The sequence below is a fragment of the Achromobacter sp. EG18 genome, from assembly GCF_059759395.1.
In genome coordinates this window covers 4,008,848-4,027,788 of the sequence record NZ_CM186213.1, presented here as the reverse complement: position 1 = coordinate 4,027,788, position 18,941 = coordinate 4,008,848, and the positions used below count along the sequence as shown (strand labels likewise).

Here is an 18,941-nt window from a genome sequence, read left to right as displayed (position 1 = left end):
GGTTCTGGTGTCGTATGTCCATCATTTCACGCTTATTTCTCGGGTTGTTGTTCGCATCTGCCGCGCTGTCATTGGTGCCGGCCGGCCAGGCGCATGGATCCGAGCCGAAAGTGGCGCGGATCGAACCGGTGGTGCGTGGCGACAAACTTGAAATCGATGCCGACATCGAATTCGAACTGAACCCGCAATTGCGCGACGCCGCCCAGCGCGGTGTGCCCCTGTATTTCACCGCCGACCTGACCATCACGCGCGAGCGCTGGTGGTGGTTCGACAAATCCCTGGTGGATACCTCGCGCACCTGGCGCGTGATCTACAACGCGCTGACGCGCCAGTGGCGCGCCGGGGTGGGCGAGCTTTCCTTCCCCGTGGCATCGCTGGACGATGCCATGAGCGTCATCCGCCACGTCCGCAACTGGCAGGTGGCCGACGCCGACGATTTCGATGAAGGCGTGGTCTATGGCGGCCAGCTGCGGCTGCGGCTGGACACGTCGCTGCTGCCGCGGCCCTTCCAGGTCAATGCCCTGAACAGCAGTTCCTGGATCCAGGCGACGCCGTGGACCGATTTTTCGTTCACGCTGGGTGACAAGGAGAAAGACCCCTCATGAGGCTGCTGCTTCGGCTGGCCTTGATGGTCGGCGCCGTGAGCGGCCTGGCGTTGCTGGGCCTGCTGGCGTGGTCCACCGGCAATGCTTCGCGCTTTGCCCGCTATTACGACACGCTGTTGATCCTGAACGGCATTTTCGCCCTGGCGCTGTTCGTCTGGGTGGTGGCGCTGACGGTGCGGCTGGCGCGGCAGATCCGCCGCCGGCAGTTCGGCGCCCGGCTTACCGCGCGGTTTTCGCTGGCCTTTGCCCTGATCGGCGTGGTGCCCGGCGCGCTGATCTACACGGTCTCGGTGCAGTTCATGTCGCGCTCGATCGAGTCGTGGTTCAACGTGCGGGTCGATAGCGCGCTCGAGGCCGGCCTGAACCTCGGCCGCGCCGCGCTCGACTCGCTGCTGGCCGACCTGGACGCGCGGGCGCGCTCCATGGCCGCGGAACTGAACCGCAATTCCGACACCGGCGTGACGCTTGCCCTGACCCGCCTGCGCGAAGCCAACGGCGTGCAGGAAGCCATGGTCTTCACCGGCAGCGGCCGCATGGTGGCATTCTCCACCAGCCAGTATGGCCAACTGCTGCCGGCCATGCCGCCGCCCACCGTCATGAACCAGTTGCGCCTGTCGCGGGGTTACTCGGCCGCCGAGGCCGACGATCCGGTCAAGCCGGGCGTGGACGGCGGCCTGCATCTGCGCGTGGTGATCCCGCTGACCGGGCCCGACCGCTACGACAACCTGCTGGGCGCCGCCTCCGAGCCGCGCTGGCTGCAGCTGCTGCAGCCGGTGCCCGAGCAGATCGCGCACAACGCCAACCTGGTGCAGCAGGGCTTTCGCGACTACCAGGAATTGGCCCTGTCGCGGCTGGGCCTGCGCAAGCTCTATGGCATCACGCTCACCCTGGCGCTGCTGCTGGCCGCATTCGGCGCCATCGCCGTGGCGCTGTCGCTGTCCAAGCGGCTGGTGCGGCCGCTGCTCAGCCTGGCCGGCGGCACCCAGGCCGTGGGCGTGGGCGATTACCGGCCGCTGCCGGAGCCGCCCGAACGCGACGAGGTCGGCCAGCTCACCCGTTCATTCAACGCCATGACGCGCCAGCTCGACGAGGCCCGCCGCATGGTCGAAAGCAACCGCCAGCAGCTCGAGCGCTCCAACGTCTACCTGGAAAGCGTGCTGTCGAACCTGTCTTCCGGGGTGCTGGTGTTCGACGAGTCCTTCCGCGTCACCACCGTCAACCAGGGCGCCCAGACCATCCTGCAGGCCGACCTGCGCTCGGTGATCGGGCGGCCGCTGGAAACCGTGGACGGCATGCTCGAATTCGCGAATGTCGTGCGGCAGGCGTTTTCCACCCACGCGGCGGTGGGTTCGGAACGCCAGCACTGGCAGCAGCAGTTCGAGATCGCCCCCAAGCAGGGCGACACGCCCAACGGGCCGCAGGCGCTGACGCTGCTGGCGCGCGGCACCCACCTGCGGGTCGATGGCCGTGGCAACGGCTACCTGGTGGTGTTCGACGACATCACCGAGGTCATTTCGGCCAACCGCACGGTGGCCTGGGGCGAGGTGGCGCGCCGCCTGGCCCACGAAATCAAGAATCCGCTGACGCCGATCCAGCTCTCCGCCGAGCGCCTGGCGATGAAGCTGGAGGGCAAGCTGCAACCGGCCGAGGCCCAGATCGTCGAGCGGTCCACCAACACCATCGTCAACCAGGTGGCGTCGCTCAAGCAGATGGTGGACGATTTCCGCGAATACGCCCGCACGCCGCCGGCGGTGATGCAGCGCATCGATTTCAACGCCCTGGTGGCGGACGTGCTGTCCTTGTACGGCTGGGAGCCCGACGGCGCCCCCTCGGTGCGTTCGGCGTCGGGCAAGGCGCTGAACCTGGACGTCAGCCTGGGCGCCGACCTGCCGGCCATCGAGGGCGATCCGACCCAGCTGCGCCAGGTGATCCACAACCTGCTGTCCAACGCCCGCGACGCCATCGCCGAGAAGGGCGGCGAGGGCCGGGTCAGCGTCACCACCCAGCTGATGCGCAGCGAGCAGCCCGACCGCGCCGACCAGCAGGCCCTGCGTTTCACGGTCGCCGACACCGGCCCGGGCTTCCCGCCGCAGGTCATGCAGCGCGCCTTCGAGCCCTACGTAACCACCAAGTCCCACGGGACTGGGTTAGGATTGGCAATCGTACGCAAGATCGTGGAAGAGCATGGCGGTCGGATCGACCTTGCCAATCGCAAGGAAGGCGGCGCGCGGATCTCCATCTTGTTGACCCGGCTTGCGCCCGGGGCCGATACTATGGACGCGACCGCGCAAGAAAAGGATAATGCGGCTACGCAATAGGTGGATGCTTTATGGCCAGAATTCTGGTGGTTGACGACGAAGTCGGTATTCGCGAGCTTTTGTCGGAAATCCTTTACGACGAAGGGCATACGGTCGAACTGGCCGAAAACGCGGCGCAAGCGCGCGCCGCGCGCCTTCGCATGCGTCCCGATCTGGTGCTGCTGGACATCTGGATGCCGGACACCGATGGCGTCAGCCTGCTCAAGGAATGGGGCTCGCAAGGCCTGCTGGACATGCCGGTCATCATGATGAGCGGCCACGCCACCATCGACACGGCGGTCGAGGCCACGCGCATCGGCGCCATGGACTTCCTTGAAAAGCCCATCACGCTGCAACGCCTGCTCAAGACCGTGGCGGCCGGCCTGGCCCGCGGCCGGGTGCCGCATCCGGCGCCCGTGGCGGCGCCGGCGACGGCCAGCGCCACCGTGGCCCTCGAAGACGAACTCGATCCGCCGGCGTTGTCGGCTGCCCCCGCCAACGAGGTTCCGGTCACCGCCAACGGCCAGCTGGGCAGCATCTCGCTGGACCAACCGCTGCGCGAGGCGCGCGATGAATTCGAGCGTATCTACTTCGAATACCACCTGGTCCGCGAAAGCCACAGCATGACGCGCGTTTCCGAACGCACCGGCCTCGAGCGCACCCACCTGTATCGCAAGCTCAAGCAATTGGGCATTGAATCGGCGCGCAAACGGGGCGCATGAAGATCCTGATCATCGGCGCTGGTCGCGTAGGCACCAGCGTGGCTGAAAACCTGGTGTCCGAGCAGAACGACATCACGGTGATCGATTCGGATCCGGCCCAGCTGCAATACCTGCAAGAACATTTCGACCTGCGCGTCGTCCACGGCGACGGCTCGCAGGTATCGGTGCTGGAGGGCGCGGGCGCCGCCGATACCGACCTGCTGATCGCCTGCGCCGCCTCCGACGCGGCCAACATGGTGGCTTGCAAGATCGCCCGCCAGTTGTTCAACATCCCACGCCGCATCGCCCGCATCCGATCAGGCGAAATCGCCGAATATCCCGAACTGATGAGCGAAGAGGGCTTCTGCATCGACGCCATCATCAGCCCCGAGCGCAGCGTCACCACCTACCTGCACAGCCTGATCGAGTTTCCCGAGGCGCTGCAGGTGGTCGAATTCGCCGAGGGCCGCGTCAGCGTCGTGACCGTCCGCGTCGGGCATGGCAGCCCGATGGCGCATCATCCCGTCGACAAGCTGCGCGAGGTCTGGCCCGACGTCACCGCCCGCGTGATCGACGTGCTGCGCGGCGGCCGGCCGCTGCGGGCCGGCTCCGGCACCGTGATCGCGCCCGGCGACGAAGTAGTGCTGGTGGTGGACACGCGCCATGCCCGCCGCGCCGTGCGCCAGCTGCGCGAGGCCGAGAAGGCCGTGCGCCGCGTGATGATCGCCGGCGGAGGCAATATCGGCCTGCGGCTGGCGCGCGCGCTGGCCGAAGAGAATTACAGCGTGCGCATCATCGAGCGCGACCTCAAGCGCTGCGAATACCTGGCCACGCAGTTGCCCGACAGCGTGCTGGTGCTGCATGGCAGCGGCACTGACGAGGCGCTGCTGGAACGCGAGAACATCGAGGACATGGACACCTGGCTGGCCCTGACCAGCGACGACGAGGACAACATCATGTCGTCGCTGCTGGCCAAGCGGCTGGGCGCGCGCAAGGTGATCGCGCTGATCAACCGCCAGGCCTATGGCGAACTGATGCAGGGCAGCCATATCGACATCGCCGTGTCGCCGTCGCAAGCCACCATGAGCGAACTGCTGCGCCACGTGCGCCGCGGCGACGTGGCGGCGGTGCACCGCCTGCGCCAGGGCGTGGCCGAGGCGCTGGAGGCGATCGCCCACGGCGACCGCTCCAATTCCAAGGTGGTGGGCCGGCCGGTGGGCGAGATCAGCCTGCCCAAGGGCGCCAGCATCGGCGCCCTGGTGCGCGAGGACGAAATCATCCTGCCCGACGCCGATACCGTGATCGAGACCGACGACCACGTCATCGTCTTCGTGCCCTCGCGCAAGCAGATGCCGCGCGTGGAAAAGCTGTTCCAAGTGTCGGCGTCGTTCTTCTGATGGATCCGCGCGCCCAGCTTCCCGGCGGGCCGGCGGCGGCCGGAGGGCTTCCCGCATGAAGCGCGTCCTGGCCACCCTGCATATCCTCGGCCTGACCATGGTGATGTTCGCCCTCACCATGCTGATCCCGCTGGGCGTGGCCTACGTGGGCGGCGACGCGGCGCGCGACGCCTTCCTGCATGGCTTCCTGATTTCCGTCGGCATCGGCGTGGCGCTCGCGGCACTGACGCGGCGTTCGCGCAGCGAGCTGCGCGCGCGCGACGGATTCGTGCTGGTGTCGGCGGTTTGGGCCGGGCTGCCGCTGCTGGCGGCGATTCCGTTGCTGATCTATTTCCACCGCGCCGGCCTGCCGCTGTCGTTCACCGGCGCGTATTTCGAGGCCATGTCGGGACTGACGACCACTGGCGCCACCGTCCTGACCAATCTGGATGCGCTGCCCGCCTCGATCAACCTGTGGCGCGCCACCCTGATCTGGATCGGCGGCATGGGGATCCTGGTGCTGGCGGTGGCCATCCTGCCGCTGCTGGGCGTGGGCGGCCACCAGGTGGTCCGGGCCGAAACGCCCGGCCCCATGAAGGACGAGCGGCTGACGCCCCGCATCGCCAGCACCGCCAAGGCGCTGTACGCGGTGTACTTCGCGTTTTCGATCCTGTGCTTCCTGGCGTACCGGGCCGTCGGCCTGTCCTGGTTCGAGGCCTGGTGCCACATGGCCACGACCATGGGGCTGGGCGGTTTTTCCACCTGGGATGACGGCTTCGCCCATTTCGATTCGGTGGCCGTGGAAATGGTGGCCATGGTGTTCATGCTGATCGCCGGCATCAACTTCGCCACGCATTTCAACGCTTTCCGCCAGCGCAGCCCGCGCGCCTACCTGCGTTGCCCGGAAGCCATTCCCTACCTGGTGGTGGTGCTGGGCGTGGGCCTGGTGATCTCGGTGTTCCTGTACGTCAAAGGCGTCTACCAGGAGCCGCTGCAGGCGCTGCGCTATGGCATGTTCAACACCATCTCCATGGCCACCACCACCGGCTATGCCAACACCGATTTCGCCCAGTGGCCGTTGTTTGCGCCGCTTACGATGCTGCTGCTGTCGGGGTTTGCCACCTCGGCCGGGTCGACGGGCGGTGGCATCAAGATGATCCGGGCGATCCTGCTGGTCAAGCAGGCTCGCAATGAGTTGGTAACAATGTTGCACCCGCATGCGGTCAGCCCGGTGCGCATCAATGGCCGCGCGGTGGAAGCGCGGACCATGTCGTCGGTGCTGGCATTCATGCTGTTCTACGGCCTGTCCATCGCCGTTTTCACCAGCCTGCTGCTGTTGTCCGGGCTGGACCCGATCACGGCCTTCTCGGCCGTGTTCGCCAGCGTCAACAACACCGGTCCCGGCCTGGGCCCGGTCGGGCCCATGGGCAATTTCGCCGTGCTGTCCGACTTCCAGATCTGGGTGTGCACCTTCGCCATGCTGATCGGCCGTCTGGAATTGCTGACGGTGCTGGTGCTGTTCACGCCCATTTTCTGGCGCAAATAGCGGCGCATTCCGAATCCGGCCCGACGGCGGCGTGCCCTCGGGCGCGAGTGAGCTGACGCCCGGCCGAAGCGAGCGAATTTTGTTGGGGATAACCCTTATAAGGGTTATCCCACCCCTAACGAAAAGCCCCGTCCAGCCTGCGCCTGCGGCCTTCACGGGCCGGCGAGCCCCGCCATCCGTACGTTGTGAGTGCTCGCTCACTTTGTCGTATAGGGCAAAACCGAATGCATCGCGATGTTGCACACAAATGTCACGATTTACATTCGTTTTGCCACAAACCTGCGGCTATTATGCAGTCACAAGCCGCCGTCTAGCGCCCCCCGGGAAGTTACCGGGCTTCAAGGTCGAACGGCGCATCCCCTCATCACATATCCGAAGGAGTCCGAGATGGAACAGATCCCGTTCATTTCGTCGGCCCCCAACACCCTGGGCATCGAACTCGAGCTGCAACTGATCGACCCCCGCAGTTTTGACCTGACCGCAGCTTCTGACGAACTGCTGGCTCAAATGGCCAACCATCCCATTGCCGACCGCGTCAAACCGGAAATCACGCGGTCCATGATTGAATTGAATTCCTCGGTGCACGAGCACCCCATGGGCCTGCTGGCCGAAATGCGCGAAATGCGCGATGCCCTGGTCGAAGCGGCCGATGCCGTCGGCGTTTCGGTGGCGGGCGGCGGCGCCCACCCCTTCATGCGCTGGCAGGAACGCTCCATTTCGGATACGCCGCGCTTCCAGTACCTGGCCGAAATGTATGGTTACCTGGCGCGTCAATTTACGGTTTTCGGCCAGCACATCCACCTGGGCGTGAAAAGCGGCGACGAAGCTATCAAACTGTTGCGCCGGCTTTCGCCCTATGTGCCTCACTTCATCGCCTTGTCCGCCTCGTCGCCGTATTGCGAAGGCGTGGATACCCTGTTCTCGTGCTCACGCCTGAACGCGGTCAACAGTTTCCCGCTGGCTGGCCACATGCCGGCCGAGGTCAAGGACTGGTACCAGTTCGAGGCGCACCTGGCGCAGCTGCGCGCCTACGGCCTGGCCGAGAGCATCAAGGACCTGTACTGGGACATCCGTCCCAAACCGGAATTCGGCACCGTGGAAATCCGGGTCTGCGACACGCCGTTGACCGTCGAGCGCGCCTGCCAGATCGCGGCGTTCGCCCAGGCGCTCGCGGTGCTGCTGATGCGCGAGGACGATCCCAGCGACAAGGCCTGGCTGTCCTACCGCAGCAATCATTTCCAGGCCTGCCGTTTCGGCCTGCAAGGCAGCTACGTGACGCCGGATGGCCAGCGCCTGCGCCTGATGGACCACCTGCGCGCCTTGTTCCAGCGGCTGATGCCGGTGGCCGAAGAACTGGGAACCGGGGACATGATCGCGGCGTTGCGCGATGAGGCCATGCGCAGCGGCAACGATGCGCGCTGGTTGCGCAGCCAGTTCCATCGCCTGCGCGATCTGCCGCTGGTGGTGGAGTCGATGTCGCAAGCCTGGCGCGGCGAGTCAAGCCAGGCGGCGGCGCCGGCCGAGCCGACCGCGGTGTTGCGGCGGCGCATCCGCGCCAACTCCGAGCCCATGCAACCCTTGTCGGCGGCGGAACCGGGCGTGACGGTGACGCTGCCCGAACGGCTGCACTAAAGGGGTAGTTCTGGCTTTACCGGCCCCGGCAGGCGCCCCTTCCCGGGGTTGCCGCCGGGGCGGTGTCTTTCAAGGCGTGCCGCGCTGCCGGCCGCCGATGGCGCTGACCGACAGGCGGGTCTCTCCCGCCACGCCGCGATGGGTGGCGGCCCGCCACGCATGGCCATAGGCCACTTCGATGCTCAGGGCGATGACCCCGTCCGGCCGCCGCTGCGCTTCGAGCGCCGCGCACAGGCGATCGCGCCAGTCCCGTCCCACCAGGCCGCCGCGGCGGCCGGCAGCGGGGTTGCCGCCCAGCGCCCGCACGTCCTGCAGCAGTTTTTCCGGCGTGCGGTAGGTCAGCGTCAGGATTTCCTGGTCCATGACCGGATCGGCGAAGCCATTCTCCACCAGCAGGTCACCGAAGTCGTGCATGTCGACGAAGGCCGGCGTGGCCGTGCGCAGGCCGGCGTCGTCCAGCGCCTGGCGCAGTTCGCGCAGGGTGGCGGGCCCAAGACAGGAGAACATCGCCAGTCCCCCCACCTTGAGGATGCGGCGCCATTCGGCCAGGACGGCGTGCGGCTCGCGATGCCAGTGCAGGGCAAGGTTCGACCACACCAATTCCAGCGATTCGGGCGCCAGGCCGCTCGCGGCCAGGTCGGCGTTGACGAAGGCGTTGGCCGGGCCGCGCCGCGCCAGCTTGCCGATCCAGGCGGACAGTCCGCCGGGCGCATGGCGCTTGCGGGCGACTTCCAGCAAGGCTTCGCAATTGTCCAGCCCGGTGTACGCGGCCTCGGCATAGCGTTCGCGCAACAGCGGCAGGTTGTCACCGGCGCCACAGCCGGCGTCGAGCATGGCCTGGGGCTGGACGCGGATGTACTGCAGCCGTCCCAGCATGCGACGGGCGACCTCGCCGTACAGGAACTGGGCCTCCGACAGGTCGCCGCGGCGGGCGAACTGCCGCGGCACGTCGGCGGCGACCAGGGGGAGCGAAGGCGGGGTGGCGGGTGCTGGCAGGGACATTTCGGTCGCGCCCGGGTCGGCGCCGCGGGCGGATCATGATTTCATGGGGGGATGGCTCACATTATTGCCCATCCCGGCCGCGGCGGCCGATTGTCCCTACAGGCCATGGGGCGGCGCCTGCTGGCCCGGGTGCCTTGCGACTGCCCGCTGTGCGGAGCGCGTGTCGCGGGCGCCAGGCTGTGCGAGGGCTGCGAAACCGACCTCGCCGATGCGTCGTTCGCGCCGCGCTGCCCGCGCTGCGCCTTGCGGTTGGAGCCGGATGCCTTGCATTGCGCCGCTTGCCTGGCGCGGCCGCCGGCTTTCGTGCGCACGATCGCCGCGTTCGATTACGAGGCGCCGGCCGATACGCTGATCGGCCAGCTCAAGACCCAGTTGCGACTCAGCGCTGCGCCGGTGCTGGCGCGCCTGCTGGCACATGCGGTGTGGTGCGAGCCGCCGGCGCAAGCGCTGCTGTTGGTGGCGGTGCCGTCCAGCCGTGCCTCGCTGCGCCGGCGCGGGATGAACCCGGCGGCCGAGATCGCCCGTAGTCTCGCGGCGCAACTGGGTTGGCCATGGTTGCGGGCGGCGCTGCGGCGGCGGCGCGAAACGCCCCGGCAGACGGCCCAGGGGCGCCAGGCGCGGCTGGCCGGCGCGCGCGGGGTGTTCCATTGTCCGCGCGATCTGCGCGGCCGCCATGTCGGCCTGGTGGATGACGTCATGACCACGGCCAGCACCGCGGATGCCGCCGCCCGCGCCTTGCTGGCGGCGGGGGCGGCCAGCGTGACGGTGCTGGTGGCGGCGCGCACGCCGCGCGGCCGCTGACCCGCCGCGTGGTTGCGCCGGCTTACGCGCGCGGCCAAGCGCCGGGGGAAGCGGGCCGCCAAATCGGCGACAATCGCTCCAACGCGGCTCCGGCCGCCAGCCCGTCTTCAACGTCTTTCCGCTCGTTCACCATGTTCCACGTCATCCTCGTCTGTCCCGAGATCCCGCCCAACACGGGCAATGCGATCCGCCTGTGCGCCAATACCGGTGCGCAGTTGCACCTGGTGCGTCCGCTGGGATTCGAGCTCGACGATGCCCGCATGCGGCGGGCGGGGCTGGATTACCACGAATGGCAGCCGGTGCGAGTGCACGACACCTTGCAGGAGGCGCTGGACGACACCGGCGCGTCCGCCTCGCATATCTACGCGTTGACGACCCAGGCGCAGCGCAGTGTGGGCGACGTCCGCTTCGAACCGGGCGATGTGTTCGTGTTCGGGCGGGAAAGCGCCGGGTTGTCGGCCGAGCACCACGCGCTGTTTGCGCCGCAGCAGCGGCTGCGATTGCCGATGCGGACCGGCCAGCGGAGCCTGAACCTGTCGAACGCGGTGGCGGTGACGGTATTCGAGGCCTGGCGGCAGCAGGGGTATGAAGGCGGCGTTTAGGCCTGGATGAGCCTGGCAGCCCCGCCGTCTGGCGGGGGCAGGTTATCGAGCCGCGCCTTGGCATGCGCGCGGGATGGCGGCGGGGTCAGTCCAGCGACAGGTTGAGTTTCTGGATGACCTGGTCCCAGCGGGCCTTTTCGTCGCGGATGCGGACGGTGAGGGCTTCGGGGGTGGAGGCGGCGGGGGTGAAGTACTGCAGCGCCATCTGCTTGCGGACCGTGTCGCTGTTGATGATGCGGGTCAGTTCGCTGTTCAGGCGCTCGATGATGGGCGTCGGGGTATCGGCGGGGGCCAGGATGGCATTCCAGGAGATGGCCTCGAAGCCCGGGTAGCCCTGCGCGGCCATGGTCGGGATGCCCGGCAGGGTGTCGCTGGGTTGCAGGCTGGTGACGGCCAGGACCTTGACCTTGCCGTCGCGGGTCTGCGGTACGGCGATGGCGGGGACCATGAAACCGGCCTGGATGTCGCCGCCGATGATGGCGCTGATCACCTGCGGGAAGCCGGCGTAGGGGATGTGCGCCATGTCGATGTCGGCGCGTTCCTTGAACATTTCCATGGCGAGATGGGCCGAGCTGCCGGGGCCGACGGAACCGTAATTCAGCGAGCTGCCGTGCTCCTTCACCATGCGAACGAAGTCCTGCACCGAGTCCACGTTCCTGAGGTTGCCGGGCACGGTCAGCACATTGGGGCTGGTGCCGACCAGCGTCACGGGCGCCAGGTCGTGCAGCGGGTCATAGCCCAGCGTCTTCTTGTAGAGCGTGGGGGCGGTGACCAGCGGGCCGTTGATCGTATAGAGCAGGGTGTAGCCGTCGGGCTTGGCCTGGGACACGATGCGGGTGCCGATGTTGCCTCCGGCGCCGGGCTTGTTGTCGATGACGATGGGTTGTCCCAGGGCCTGGGCCAGGGGTTCGGAAATGGTGCGCGCCAGGATGTCCGGCGACGACCCGGGCGGGAATGGCACCACCATGTGGATGGGGCGATCTGGCCAGTCGGCGTGAGCGGCGGCTGGCAGGACGGCCGCCAGGCTCAGGCAGAGGCCGCGCAACAGGCGGCCGACCCGGAACTTGCGGGTGTGCGTCATGGGGTGTCTCCAGGGTGTCGTGCGTGGTGTTGTTATGGAAGACTGGGAATGGGGCCCGGCGGCTCGGGCGATTCAGCCGCCGTCGCCGTGCTCGTCGCGGGCATTGCGCGCCAGCAGCGCGGAGACGGCCGTCATGGGCGCCACGCCTTCGAACAGCACGGCGCAGACGGCCTCGGTGATGGGCAGCTCCACGCCGATGGCGCGGGCGCGTTCGAGCGCGGCGCGCGCGCAGCGTACGCCCTCGGCCGTGACGCCGCTGGCCAGGATGTCGGCCAGCTTGCGGCCGGCGCCGATTTCCAGGCCCACGCGGCGGTTGCGCGACAGTTCGCCGGTCGCGGTCAATACCAGGTCGCCCAGGCCGGTCAGGCCGGCGAAGGTTTCGGCCTGCGCGCCCAGGGCGACGCCGAAACGGGTCATTTCGGCCAGGCCGCGCGTGATCAGCGCGGCGCGGGCGTTGGTGCCCAGCGCCAGGCCGTCGCCGATGCCGCAGGCCACGGCGATGACGTTCTTGAGCGCGCCCCCGACTTCCACGCCGACCAGGTCGGCGCTGGCGTAGACGCGCAGCGCGGCGCCGTGCAGGGCCTGGGTGGTGGCGGCGCGCAGGGCAGCGTTGCCGCTGGCGACGGTCAGCGCCACGGGCAGGCCCTGCGCGACTTCGCGGGCAAACGACGGGCCCGATAGCGCGCCGCCGATGGCGCCCGGCAGGGCTTCGCGCACGATTTCATGCGGCAGCCGGGCCGTGTCGGCCTCGAAGCCCTTGCAGGTCCAGACGATGGGTGTGTCCTGCAGGCCCAGGGCGGGCAGGCGGTGCGCCAGTTCGGCGCAGGTGGCGGCAAGGCCTGCCACCGGTACGCCCAGGATGATCAATCCCGCCGCGCCGTCCTGCTTGAGGCTGCGCAGGGTCGCGTCGAGATCGGAGGAAAGGGTCAGGGTCTGCGGCAGCGCAATGCCGGGCAGATAGCGCGCGTTTTCATGGCGGGCGGCCATGTCGGCGGCCTGCGCCGGATCGCGCGCCCAGAGTACGGTGGGCTGGCGGCGGCTCGCGGCCGCCGCCAGCGCGGTGCCCCAGCTGCCCGCGCCCAGGACGGCGACGCGCAGGCCGGGCGGAGTGGGTTGGTTCATGGGGCGCCGCGGATCGCCTTATTGGCGGGTGGCGCTGGCGGGCAGGATGATGCCCGAGTCGCTGCCATTGCCATTGCCGTTGGCATTGCCTTGCTGTTGTTGCTGCAGTTCCGCCAGGCGTTGCTCGTACAGGGCCTGGAAGTTCACTTCGGTCAGGTGCAGCGGCGGCATCGAGGTGCGGGTGATCGCATCGGCGATGTTGGCGCGCAGGTACGGGTACAGCATCGTCGGGCAGACGATGCCCAGCAGCGGATCGAGCTGCTCTTCGGGGATGTTGGCGGCTTCGAAGATGCCGGCCTGAGTGCCTTCGACCAGGTACACGACCTTGTCGTTGACGCGGGTGGTGACGGTGACGGTGACCGTGGTTTCGAACACGGTTTCGGCCAGGCGCTGGCCGCCCACGGTGATGCTCACCTCGACCTGGGGCGCTTCCTGCTCCAGGAAGACGTGGGGCGCGTTCGGCATTTCCAGCGAAAGGTCTTTCAGGTAGACGCGCTGCAGATTGAACGAGGGCGCGTCGTTGCCGCCTTCTTGCTGGGTGTTTTGGTCTTGATCAGCCATGAGTGTTTCCGTTGGTGGGAGGGGCAAAAAGGGGCGAATGGCCAGGCGGTCAGCCGGGGCCTGAGCCGTTGAGCATGGGCACCAGGCCGCCCGAGCGGTCCAGCGCCATCAGGTCGTCGCAACCGCCGACGTGGGTATCGCCGATGAAGATCTGCGGCACCGTGCGCCGGCCGGTGCGTTCGATCATGCGATCGCGCTGGCCGGGTTCACGGTCGATCTGGATGATCTCCAGGTCGGTCACGCCGCGCTGCTCCAGCAGCGCCTTGGCGCGGGCGCAATAGGGACAATAGTCCTTGCTGTACATGACAACTTTGTTCATAGGCGCTCCAGGCGGATTCTGTCAGTAATATGGGGGCGCGCCGCGCCGGTTCAACCCTTCTGGGTGACCGGCAGGCTGGCGGCCAGCCAGGCGCGCATGCCGCCTTCGAGCGGCACGACGTCGGCAAAGCCCTGCGCGCGTAGCTTGGCGGCGGCGCGGGCGGAATCGCGGCCATTGTCGCAAACCACGACCAGCGGCTTGTTCTTGGGCAGCGAGGCGGCTTTCTGTTCCAGGTCGGCAACCGGCAAGCTGCGTGCCTGGGCAATGTGGCCGGCCTGGAACTGCTCGGCGGGACGCACGTCGACCCACACGGCTTGGCGCTGGTTGACCATCTGGATGGCTTCCGTGGTGCTGACGGCCGAGCCGGTGCGGCCCTTGCGCAGGGCGGGAATGGCCAGCATGACGCCGGAAACGAGGGTTACGGCGACAATGAAGATGTTGTTTTTATCGAGCAAGAATTGCAGAAGGTCCACGGGGCATCCTGAAGTGCGGCGTCTAGCCTGGTAAGGGCGAACCCTGACGCGCCGCGCCGCGAAATCGACGGGTGCGCCGGGGCAAAATCAAGGGCAAAATCGCTCAATTATAAAATGAGCGCATTCCGCAACTTTAACCCGCGTTACACGCCTGCCAAACCATGCACAAACTCGTTCTGATGCGCCACGGCGAAAGCCAGTGGAATCTGGAAAACCGCTTCACCGGTTGGACCGACGTCGACCTGACCGAAACCGGCCGCGAACAGGCCCGCAAGGCGGGCGAACTGCTCAAGAAGGAAGGCTACACCTTCGACCTGGCCTACTCGTCGGTGCTCAAGCGCGCCATCCGCACCCTGTGGATCGCCCTGGACGCCATGGACGCCATGTACACGCCGGTGGGCGTGAACTGGCGCCTGAACGAGCGCCACTACGGCGCCCTGCAGGGCCTGAACAAGGCCGAGACCGCCGCCAAGTACGGCGACGAGCAGGTGTTGATCTGGCGCCGCGCCTACGCCATCGCGCCGGAACCCCTGTCGCTGGACGACGAGCGCCATCCGCGCTTCGACAGCCGCTACGCCCGGATCCCGGCCGACCAGCTGCCGGCCACCGAGTGCCTCAAGGACACCGTGGCGCGCGTGCTGCCGTTCTGGAACGAATCCATCGCCCCGGCCATCCGCGCCGGCCGCAAGGTGCTCATCGCCGCCCACGGCAACAGCCTGCGCGCCCTGATCAAGCACCTGGACAACGTCTCGGACGACGATATCGTCAACCTCAACATCCCCACCGGCCAGCCGCTGGTGTATGAACTGGATGATGACCTGCGCCCCATCCGCCACTATTATCTGGGCGATGCCGCCGAGATCGAGGCGGCCATGGCCGCCGTCGCGGCCCAGGGCAAGGCTAAGAAGGACTGATATCCATGGTGCGCATGGCGGGGTGGTTGTTGGCGGTCATGCTGGCCGGTGGAGTGCTGCCGGCGGGCGCCGTGTCCAACGATCTCGCCGGCCGCCAGTCCGATGCCGAGAAGCAGCAGGCGCAGCTGCGCGACCGTATCGAGAACCTGCAGAAGGACATCGATACGCGCGAAGCCGCCCGCAAGGAAGCCGCCGATGCCTTGAAACAGTCGGAATCGGCGATTTCCAGGATCAACCTGCGCCTGAAGGAACTGGCCGAGGCCAACCGCCAGGCGGCGGCCGACCTGTCCGGCCTGGAAAAACAGATCACGGCCCAGCAGGCCGTGCTGGCCAAGCGCCGGGTCGAGCTGGCCGACCAGCTGCGCACCCAATACACCAGTGGCCTGTCGCCCTGGACCGCGCTGCTGTCCGGCGATGATCCCCAGGTGCTGGGGCGCAACCTGGGCTACCTGGATTATGTCTCCCAGGCCCGGGCCCGCGCGGTCGAGGCGCTGCGCGCCGATATCGACCGCCTGGCGGCCCTGCAGGGCCGCGCCGATGCCCGCCGCGCCGAGATCGAAAAGCTGGTCGCCGAAACCTCCGAACAAAAGACCGCGTTGGTGGCCCAGCAGAAAGAGCGCGCCACGCTGCTGGCGCAGCTGGAAGGCCAGATCGCCGCCCAGCGCGCCGAAGCGAACAAGCTGGGGCGGGACGACCAGCGCCTGTCGCGCCTGATCACCGACCTGGACGCGGCCATCATCAAGCAGGCCGAAGAGGCCCGCAAGGCCGAAGAGGCGCGGCGTCGCGCCGAGGAAGCCCGCAAGGCCGAGGAAGCCCGGCGCGCCGAAGAGGCCCGCAAGAAGGCCGAGGCCGACCGTCGTGCCGAGGAAGCCCGCCGGAAGGCGGAAGCCGACCGCAAGGCGGCCGCCGGCAAGGCCGCGGCCGACAGCGCCCGGCGCGACCGCGACGCGCGCGAGGCCGCCGCCGCCCGCGAACAGGTCGAGGCCGCGTCGCGCCAGGGCCGTGGCCCGGTCGCCGTGGCCGATCCCGACGCCGCCGGCCTGCGCCCGGCCGATTCGCGCCATCCCCGCCTGACCGGCCCGGCCGAGACGCCGCCGGCAAAACCCGCGGAGCCCCCCAAAAAGGCGGAACCCGTGGAAGAGCCCGCCACTCAAACCCGCAGCGCGCCCAGCCAACAGGCGACGCGCGCCGCGCCGGTCGGCGGCGGCAATGGCCTGCGCCATGGCCTGGCGGCACCCGTGCGCGGCCAGGTGCAGGGCCGTTTCGGGGTCGACCGTCCGGATGGCGGCGTCTGGCGCGGTATCGTGCTGCGCGCGCCCGAAGGAACGCCGGTGAAGGTGGTGGCGCCCGGCACGGTGGTCTACGCCGATTGGCTGCGGGGTTTCGGCAATCTCATCATTGTGGATCATGGCCAGCAATATCTGACCGTCTATGCTTACAACCAAAGTCTGCTCAAACGGGTGGGCGATTCCGTCGCGGCGGGGGATACTATTGCTTCGGTAGGCGCAACCGGCGGCCAAGTGGAATCCGGCCTATACTTTGAAATTCGCCATCGCGGCGCTCCTGTGGATCCAGCCCAGTGGCTGGCCCAGTAAAGCCAGACGGCCAAACGCTCCGGGGCCAACCCAAGGGCGAAAACCAATTCGGGAAGTGTGCATGGGCACTCGCAAGTTTCGTGGTTTCGGTCTGATTGCCATCGGTGCGGTGGCAGGTGTCTTGCTCAGCGTGGGTGTGACGGCTGTCGCCCAGCGCGGCAGTCCCTTGCCGCTGGATGAGCTCAGGCAGCTGAGCAACGTCTTTGCGGCCATCAAGAACAACTACGTCGAATCGGTCGACGACAAGACCCTGATCGACAACGCCATTTCCGGCATGGTGTCGAACCTGGACCCCCACTCGGCGTATCTGGATGCCGACGCCTTCCGTGAAATGCAGACGGCCACCCAAGGCGAGTTCGGCGGCCTCGGTATCGAAGTCGGCGCCGAGGACGGCTTCGTCAAGGTCATCTCCCCCATCGAAGACACCCCCGCCGCGCGCGCGGGCGTCATGGCCGGCGACCTCATCATCAAGATCGACGACACGCCCACCAAGGGCATGTCGCTGAACGACGCCGTCAAGCTCATGCGCGGCGCTCCCAAGTCGCCCATCACGCTGACCATCATGCGCGCCGACCGGCCGCAGCCGATCGTGCTCAAGATCGTGCGCGACATCATCAAGGTGCGCAGCGTGCGCAGCAAGATGCTGGACAACGGCGTGGCCTATGTGCGCATCGCCCAGTTCCAGGAAAAGACCGGTGCCGACCTGGCCAAGCAGCTCAAGGACCTGGGCGCCAAGGAAGCCCCCAAGGGCCTGGTGCTCGACCTGCGCAATGACCCGGGCGGCCTGCTGACCAGCGCCATCGGCGTGTCCGGCGCGTTCCTGCCGGCCGACGCCCTGGTGGTCTCGACCGACGGCCGTACCCCCGACGCCCGCCACAAGTACCTGGCGACCCCGTCGGAATACGCCCGCGGCGAAAGCAATTACCTGTCGGGCCTGCCGGCCTGGACCAAGACCGTGCCGATGGTGGTGCTGGTCAACGTCGGTTCGGCCTCGGCCTCCGAGATCGTGGCCGGCGCGCTGCAGGACCACAAGCGCGCCAAGGTGCTGGGCAACCGCACCTTCGGCAAGGGTTCGGTGCAGGTGATCCTGCCGCTGTCGGAAACCACCGCGGTCAAGCTCACCACCTCGCGCTACTTCACGCCCAGCGGCCGTTCAATCCAGGCCACCGGCATCGAGCCCGACTACGTCGTGGCCGATACCGCCGACGGCGACCTGTTCCGCCTGCCGCGCGAAGCCGACCTGCAGCGCCACCTGTCGAACCCGGGCACGGCCAACGAAGTGAAGTCCAACTCCGAGCAGGACAACGTCGACGTGCCGACCAAGGTGTTCGAGTTCGGCGGCAAGGATGACTTCCAGCTGCAGCAGGCGATCAACCTGCTGGCGGGCAAGCCGGTGCAGAAGGGCTCGGCCCGCGCCCAGGCCAAGGCCGACGCCAAGCCCGGCGCCGGCAACGCCCAGCGCATGAAGATCACGCCGACCGGAGTCGAGCCCAGCAAGGACAAATGAACGACGAGCAACTGCTGCGCTACGCCCGCCACATCCTGCTCGACGAGCTGGGTATCGAAGGGCAGGAAAGACTGCTGGCGGCGCGTGTGCTTGTCGTAGGGGCGGGTGGGCTGGGTTCGCCCGCCGCGCTCTACCTGGCCACCGCTGGCGTCGGCGAGATCACGCTGGCCGACGACGACGTCGTCGAGCTCAGCAACCTGCAGCGCCAGATCCTCCACACCACCGCGAGCGTGGGCCGGCCCAAGGCCGAGTCCGGGCGCGACATGCTGGCGGCTTTCAATCCCCAGACCCGCGTGCATGCCCGCGTCGAGCGGCTGCAGGGCCAGGCCCTGTCCGACGCGGTGGCGCAGGCCGACCTGGTGCTGGACTGCACCGACAACTTCACCACCCGCCACGCCATCAACCGCGCCTGTGTGCAGCACCGCAAGCCGCTGGTGTCTGGCGCCGCCATCCGTTTCGATGGCCAGGTCAGCGTCTACGACCTGCGCGATCCGGACGCGCCGTGCTACCACTGCCTGTTTCCCGAGGCGGACGACGTCGAAGAGGCCAACTGCGCCACCATGGGCGTGTTTGCGCCGGTGGTTGGCATCATCGGCAGCATGCAGGCGGCCGAGGCCCTCAAGCTGCTGTCCGGCGTGGGCGAGAGCCTGTCGGGGCGCCTGCTATGGCTGGACGTGCGCACCATGCAGTGGCGCAGCGTCAATGTCCAGCGTGATCCCGAGTGCGCGGTCTGTGGCGCGCGCGGGCACTGATCCGACCGTCATCGGCATATCCCGACCCCTTTTAAAGCGGCCCGTCATTGCCCTC

Annotated in this window: 18 protein-coding genes; 12 read left to right on the top strand and 6 right to left on the bottom strand. The window is 67.9% G+C overall.

Annotated elements, in window-relative coordinates:
* Positions 1–14 precede the first annotated feature (14 nt).
* The 6 genes from AC6CR5_RS18395 to AC6CR5_RS18370 all read left to right on the top strand — a co-directional run bounded on the left by AC6CR5_RS18395 (position 15) and on the right by AC6CR5_RS18370 (position 8,157).
* The gene (locus AC6CR5_RS18395; protein ID WP_150101140.1) at positions 15–605 is read left to right on the top strand and encodes a DUF4390 domain-containing protein; all 591 of its coding nucleotides are present in this window, start codon (positions 15–17) and stop codon (positions 603–605) included.
* The gene (locus AC6CR5_RS18390; RefSeq protein WP_024070648.1) at positions 602–2,923 is read left to right on the top strand and encodes a sensor histidine kinase; all 2,322 of its coding nucleotides are present in this window, start codon (positions 602–604) and stop codon (positions 2,921–2,923) included. Before AC6CR5_RS18395 ends, AC6CR5_RS18390 begins: the two co-directional genes overlap by 4 nt.
* 11 nt (positions 2,924–2,934) lie before the next feature.
* Positions 2,935–3,624: a response regulator gene (locus tag AC6CR5_RS18385; protein WP_006389931.1), complete on the top strand. Its 690-nt coding sequence runs from the start codon at positions 2,935–2,937 to the stop codon at positions 3,622–3,624.
* Positions 3,621–5,000 carry a Trk system potassium transporter TrkA gene (trkA, locus tag AC6CR5_RS18380; protein WP_020926002.1) on the top strand — a complete coding sequence of 460 codons (1,380 nt, stop codon included), beginning with the start codon at positions 3,621–3,623 and terminating at the stop codon, positions 4,998–5,000. The genes AC6CR5_RS18385 and trkA overlap by 4 nt, the downstream gene beginning before the upstream one ends.
* A 55-nt stretch (positions 5,001–5,055) precedes the next feature.
* Positions 5,056–6,525 carry a TrkH family potassium uptake protein gene (locus tag AC6CR5_RS18375; protein WP_020926003.1) on the top strand — a complete coding sequence of 490 codons (1,470 nt, stop codon included), beginning with the start codon at positions 5,056–5,058 and terminating at the stop codon, positions 6,523–6,525.
* A 387-nt stretch (positions 6,526–6,912) separates the two neighbouring features.
* Positions 6,913–8,157, top strand: a complete 1,245-nt coding sequence (locus AC6CR5_RS18370) for a YbdK family carboxylate-amine ligase (RefSeq protein WP_049052980.1) — start codon at positions 6,913–6,915, stop codon at positions 8,155–8,157.
* 69 nt (positions 8,158–8,226) lie between these two features.
* Here AC6CR5_RS18370 and AC6CR5_RS18365 read toward each other — a convergent pair whose 3' ends face one another.
* Positions 8,227–9,159, bottom strand: coding sequence for a methyltransferase domain-containing protein (locus AC6CR5_RS18365; protein WP_020926005.1), 933 nt, complete (start codon positions 9,157–9,159; stop codon positions 8,227–8,229).
* 51 nt (positions 9,160–9,210) lie between these two features.
* Here AC6CR5_RS18365 and AC6CR5_RS18360 point away from each other — a divergent pair, with 51 nt between their 5' ends.
* Together AC6CR5_RS18360 and AC6CR5_RS18355 are read left to right on the top strand one after the other, a co-directional pair.
* Positions 9,211–9,960: a ComF family protein gene (locus AC6CR5_RS18360; protein ID WP_498084800.1), complete on the top strand. Its 750-nt coding sequence runs from the start codon at positions 9,211–9,213 to the stop codon at positions 9,958–9,960.
* 131 nt (positions 9,961–10,091) lie between these two features.
* The gene (locus tag AC6CR5_RS18355) at positions 10,092–10,562 is read left to right on the top strand and encodes a tRNA (cytidine(34)-2'-O)-methyltransferase (RefSeq protein WP_006389938.1); all 471 of its coding nucleotides are present in this window, start codon (positions 10,092–10,094) and stop codon (positions 10,560–10,562) included.
* An 85-nt stretch (positions 10,563–10,647) separates the two neighbouring features.
* On the opposite strand, the gene AC6CR5_RS18350 is transcribed toward AC6CR5_RS18355, so the two are convergent.
* The 5 genes from AC6CR5_RS18350 to AC6CR5_RS18330 form a co-directional block, all read right to left on the bottom strand.
* Entirely contained in the window at positions 10,648–11,643 is a 996-nt protein-coding gene (locus AC6CR5_RS18350; RefSeq protein WP_498084799.1) for a Bug family tripartite tricarboxylate transporter substrate binding protein, read from the bottom strand.
* A gap of 72 nt (positions 11,644–11,715) precedes the next feature.
* On the bottom strand, positions 11,716–12,765 hold the full coding sequence (locus AC6CR5_RS18345) for an NAD(P)H-dependent glycerol-3-phosphate dehydrogenase (RefSeq protein WP_047992067.1): 1,050 nt from the start codon (positions 12,763–12,765) through the stop codon (positions 11,716–11,718).
* Positions 12,766–12,783: 18 nt separating this feature from the next.
* Positions 12,784–13,326, bottom strand: a complete 543-nt coding sequence (secB, locus tag AC6CR5_RS18340) for a protein-export chaperone SecB (RefSeq protein ID WP_026382145.1) — start codon at positions 13,324–13,326, stop codon at positions 12,784–12,786.
* Positions 13,327–13,375: 49 nt separating this feature from the next.
* Positions 13,376–13,645, bottom strand: coding sequence for a glutaredoxin 3 (gene grxC / locus AC6CR5_RS18335; protein ID WP_006389942.1), 270 nt, complete (start codon positions 13,643–13,645; stop codon positions 13,376–13,378).
* A gap of 50 nt (positions 13,646–13,695) precedes the next feature.
* Positions 13,696–14,118 carry a rhodanese-like domain-containing protein gene (locus tag AC6CR5_RS18330; RefSeq protein ID WP_006389943.1) on the bottom strand — a complete coding sequence of 141 codons (423 nt, stop codon included), beginning with the start codon at positions 14,116–14,118 and terminating at the stop codon, positions 13,696–13,698.
* 161 nt (positions 14,119–14,279) lie between these two features.
* Between AC6CR5_RS18330 and gpmA the strand changes: the two genes are divergently transcribed.
* From gpmA to AC6CR5_RS18310, 4 genes are all read left to right on the top strand, one after another.
* Positions 14,280–15,032, top strand: a complete 753-nt coding sequence (gene gpmA / locus AC6CR5_RS18325) for a 2,3-diphosphoglycerate-dependent phosphoglycerate mutase (RefSeq protein ID WP_006389944.1) — start codon at positions 14,280–14,282, stop codon at positions 15,030–15,032.
* A 5-nt stretch (positions 15,033–15,037) separates the two neighbouring features.
* Positions 15,038–16,627 (top strand): murein hydrolase activator EnvC family protein, encoded by a 1,590-nt coding sequence (locus tag AC6CR5_RS18320; RefSeq protein ID WP_421721693.1) that lies wholly within the window; start codon positions 15,038–15,040, stop codon positions 16,625–16,627.
* A 61-nt stretch (positions 16,628–16,688) separates the two neighbouring features.
* Positions 16,689–18,134 carry a S41 family peptidase gene (locus AC6CR5_RS18315; protein WP_006389947.1) on the top strand — a complete coding sequence of 482 codons (1,446 nt, stop codon included), beginning with the start codon at positions 16,689–16,691 and terminating at the stop codon, positions 18,132–18,134.
* Positions 18,131–18,886 (top strand): HesA/MoeB/ThiF family protein, encoded by a 756-nt coding sequence (locus AC6CR5_RS18310; RefSeq protein ID WP_006389948.1) that lies wholly within the window; start codon positions 18,131–18,133, stop codon positions 18,884–18,886. The genes AC6CR5_RS18315 and AC6CR5_RS18310 overlap by 4 nt, the downstream gene beginning before the upstream one ends.
* The last annotated feature ends 55 nt before the right edge of the window (positions 18,887–18,941 follow it).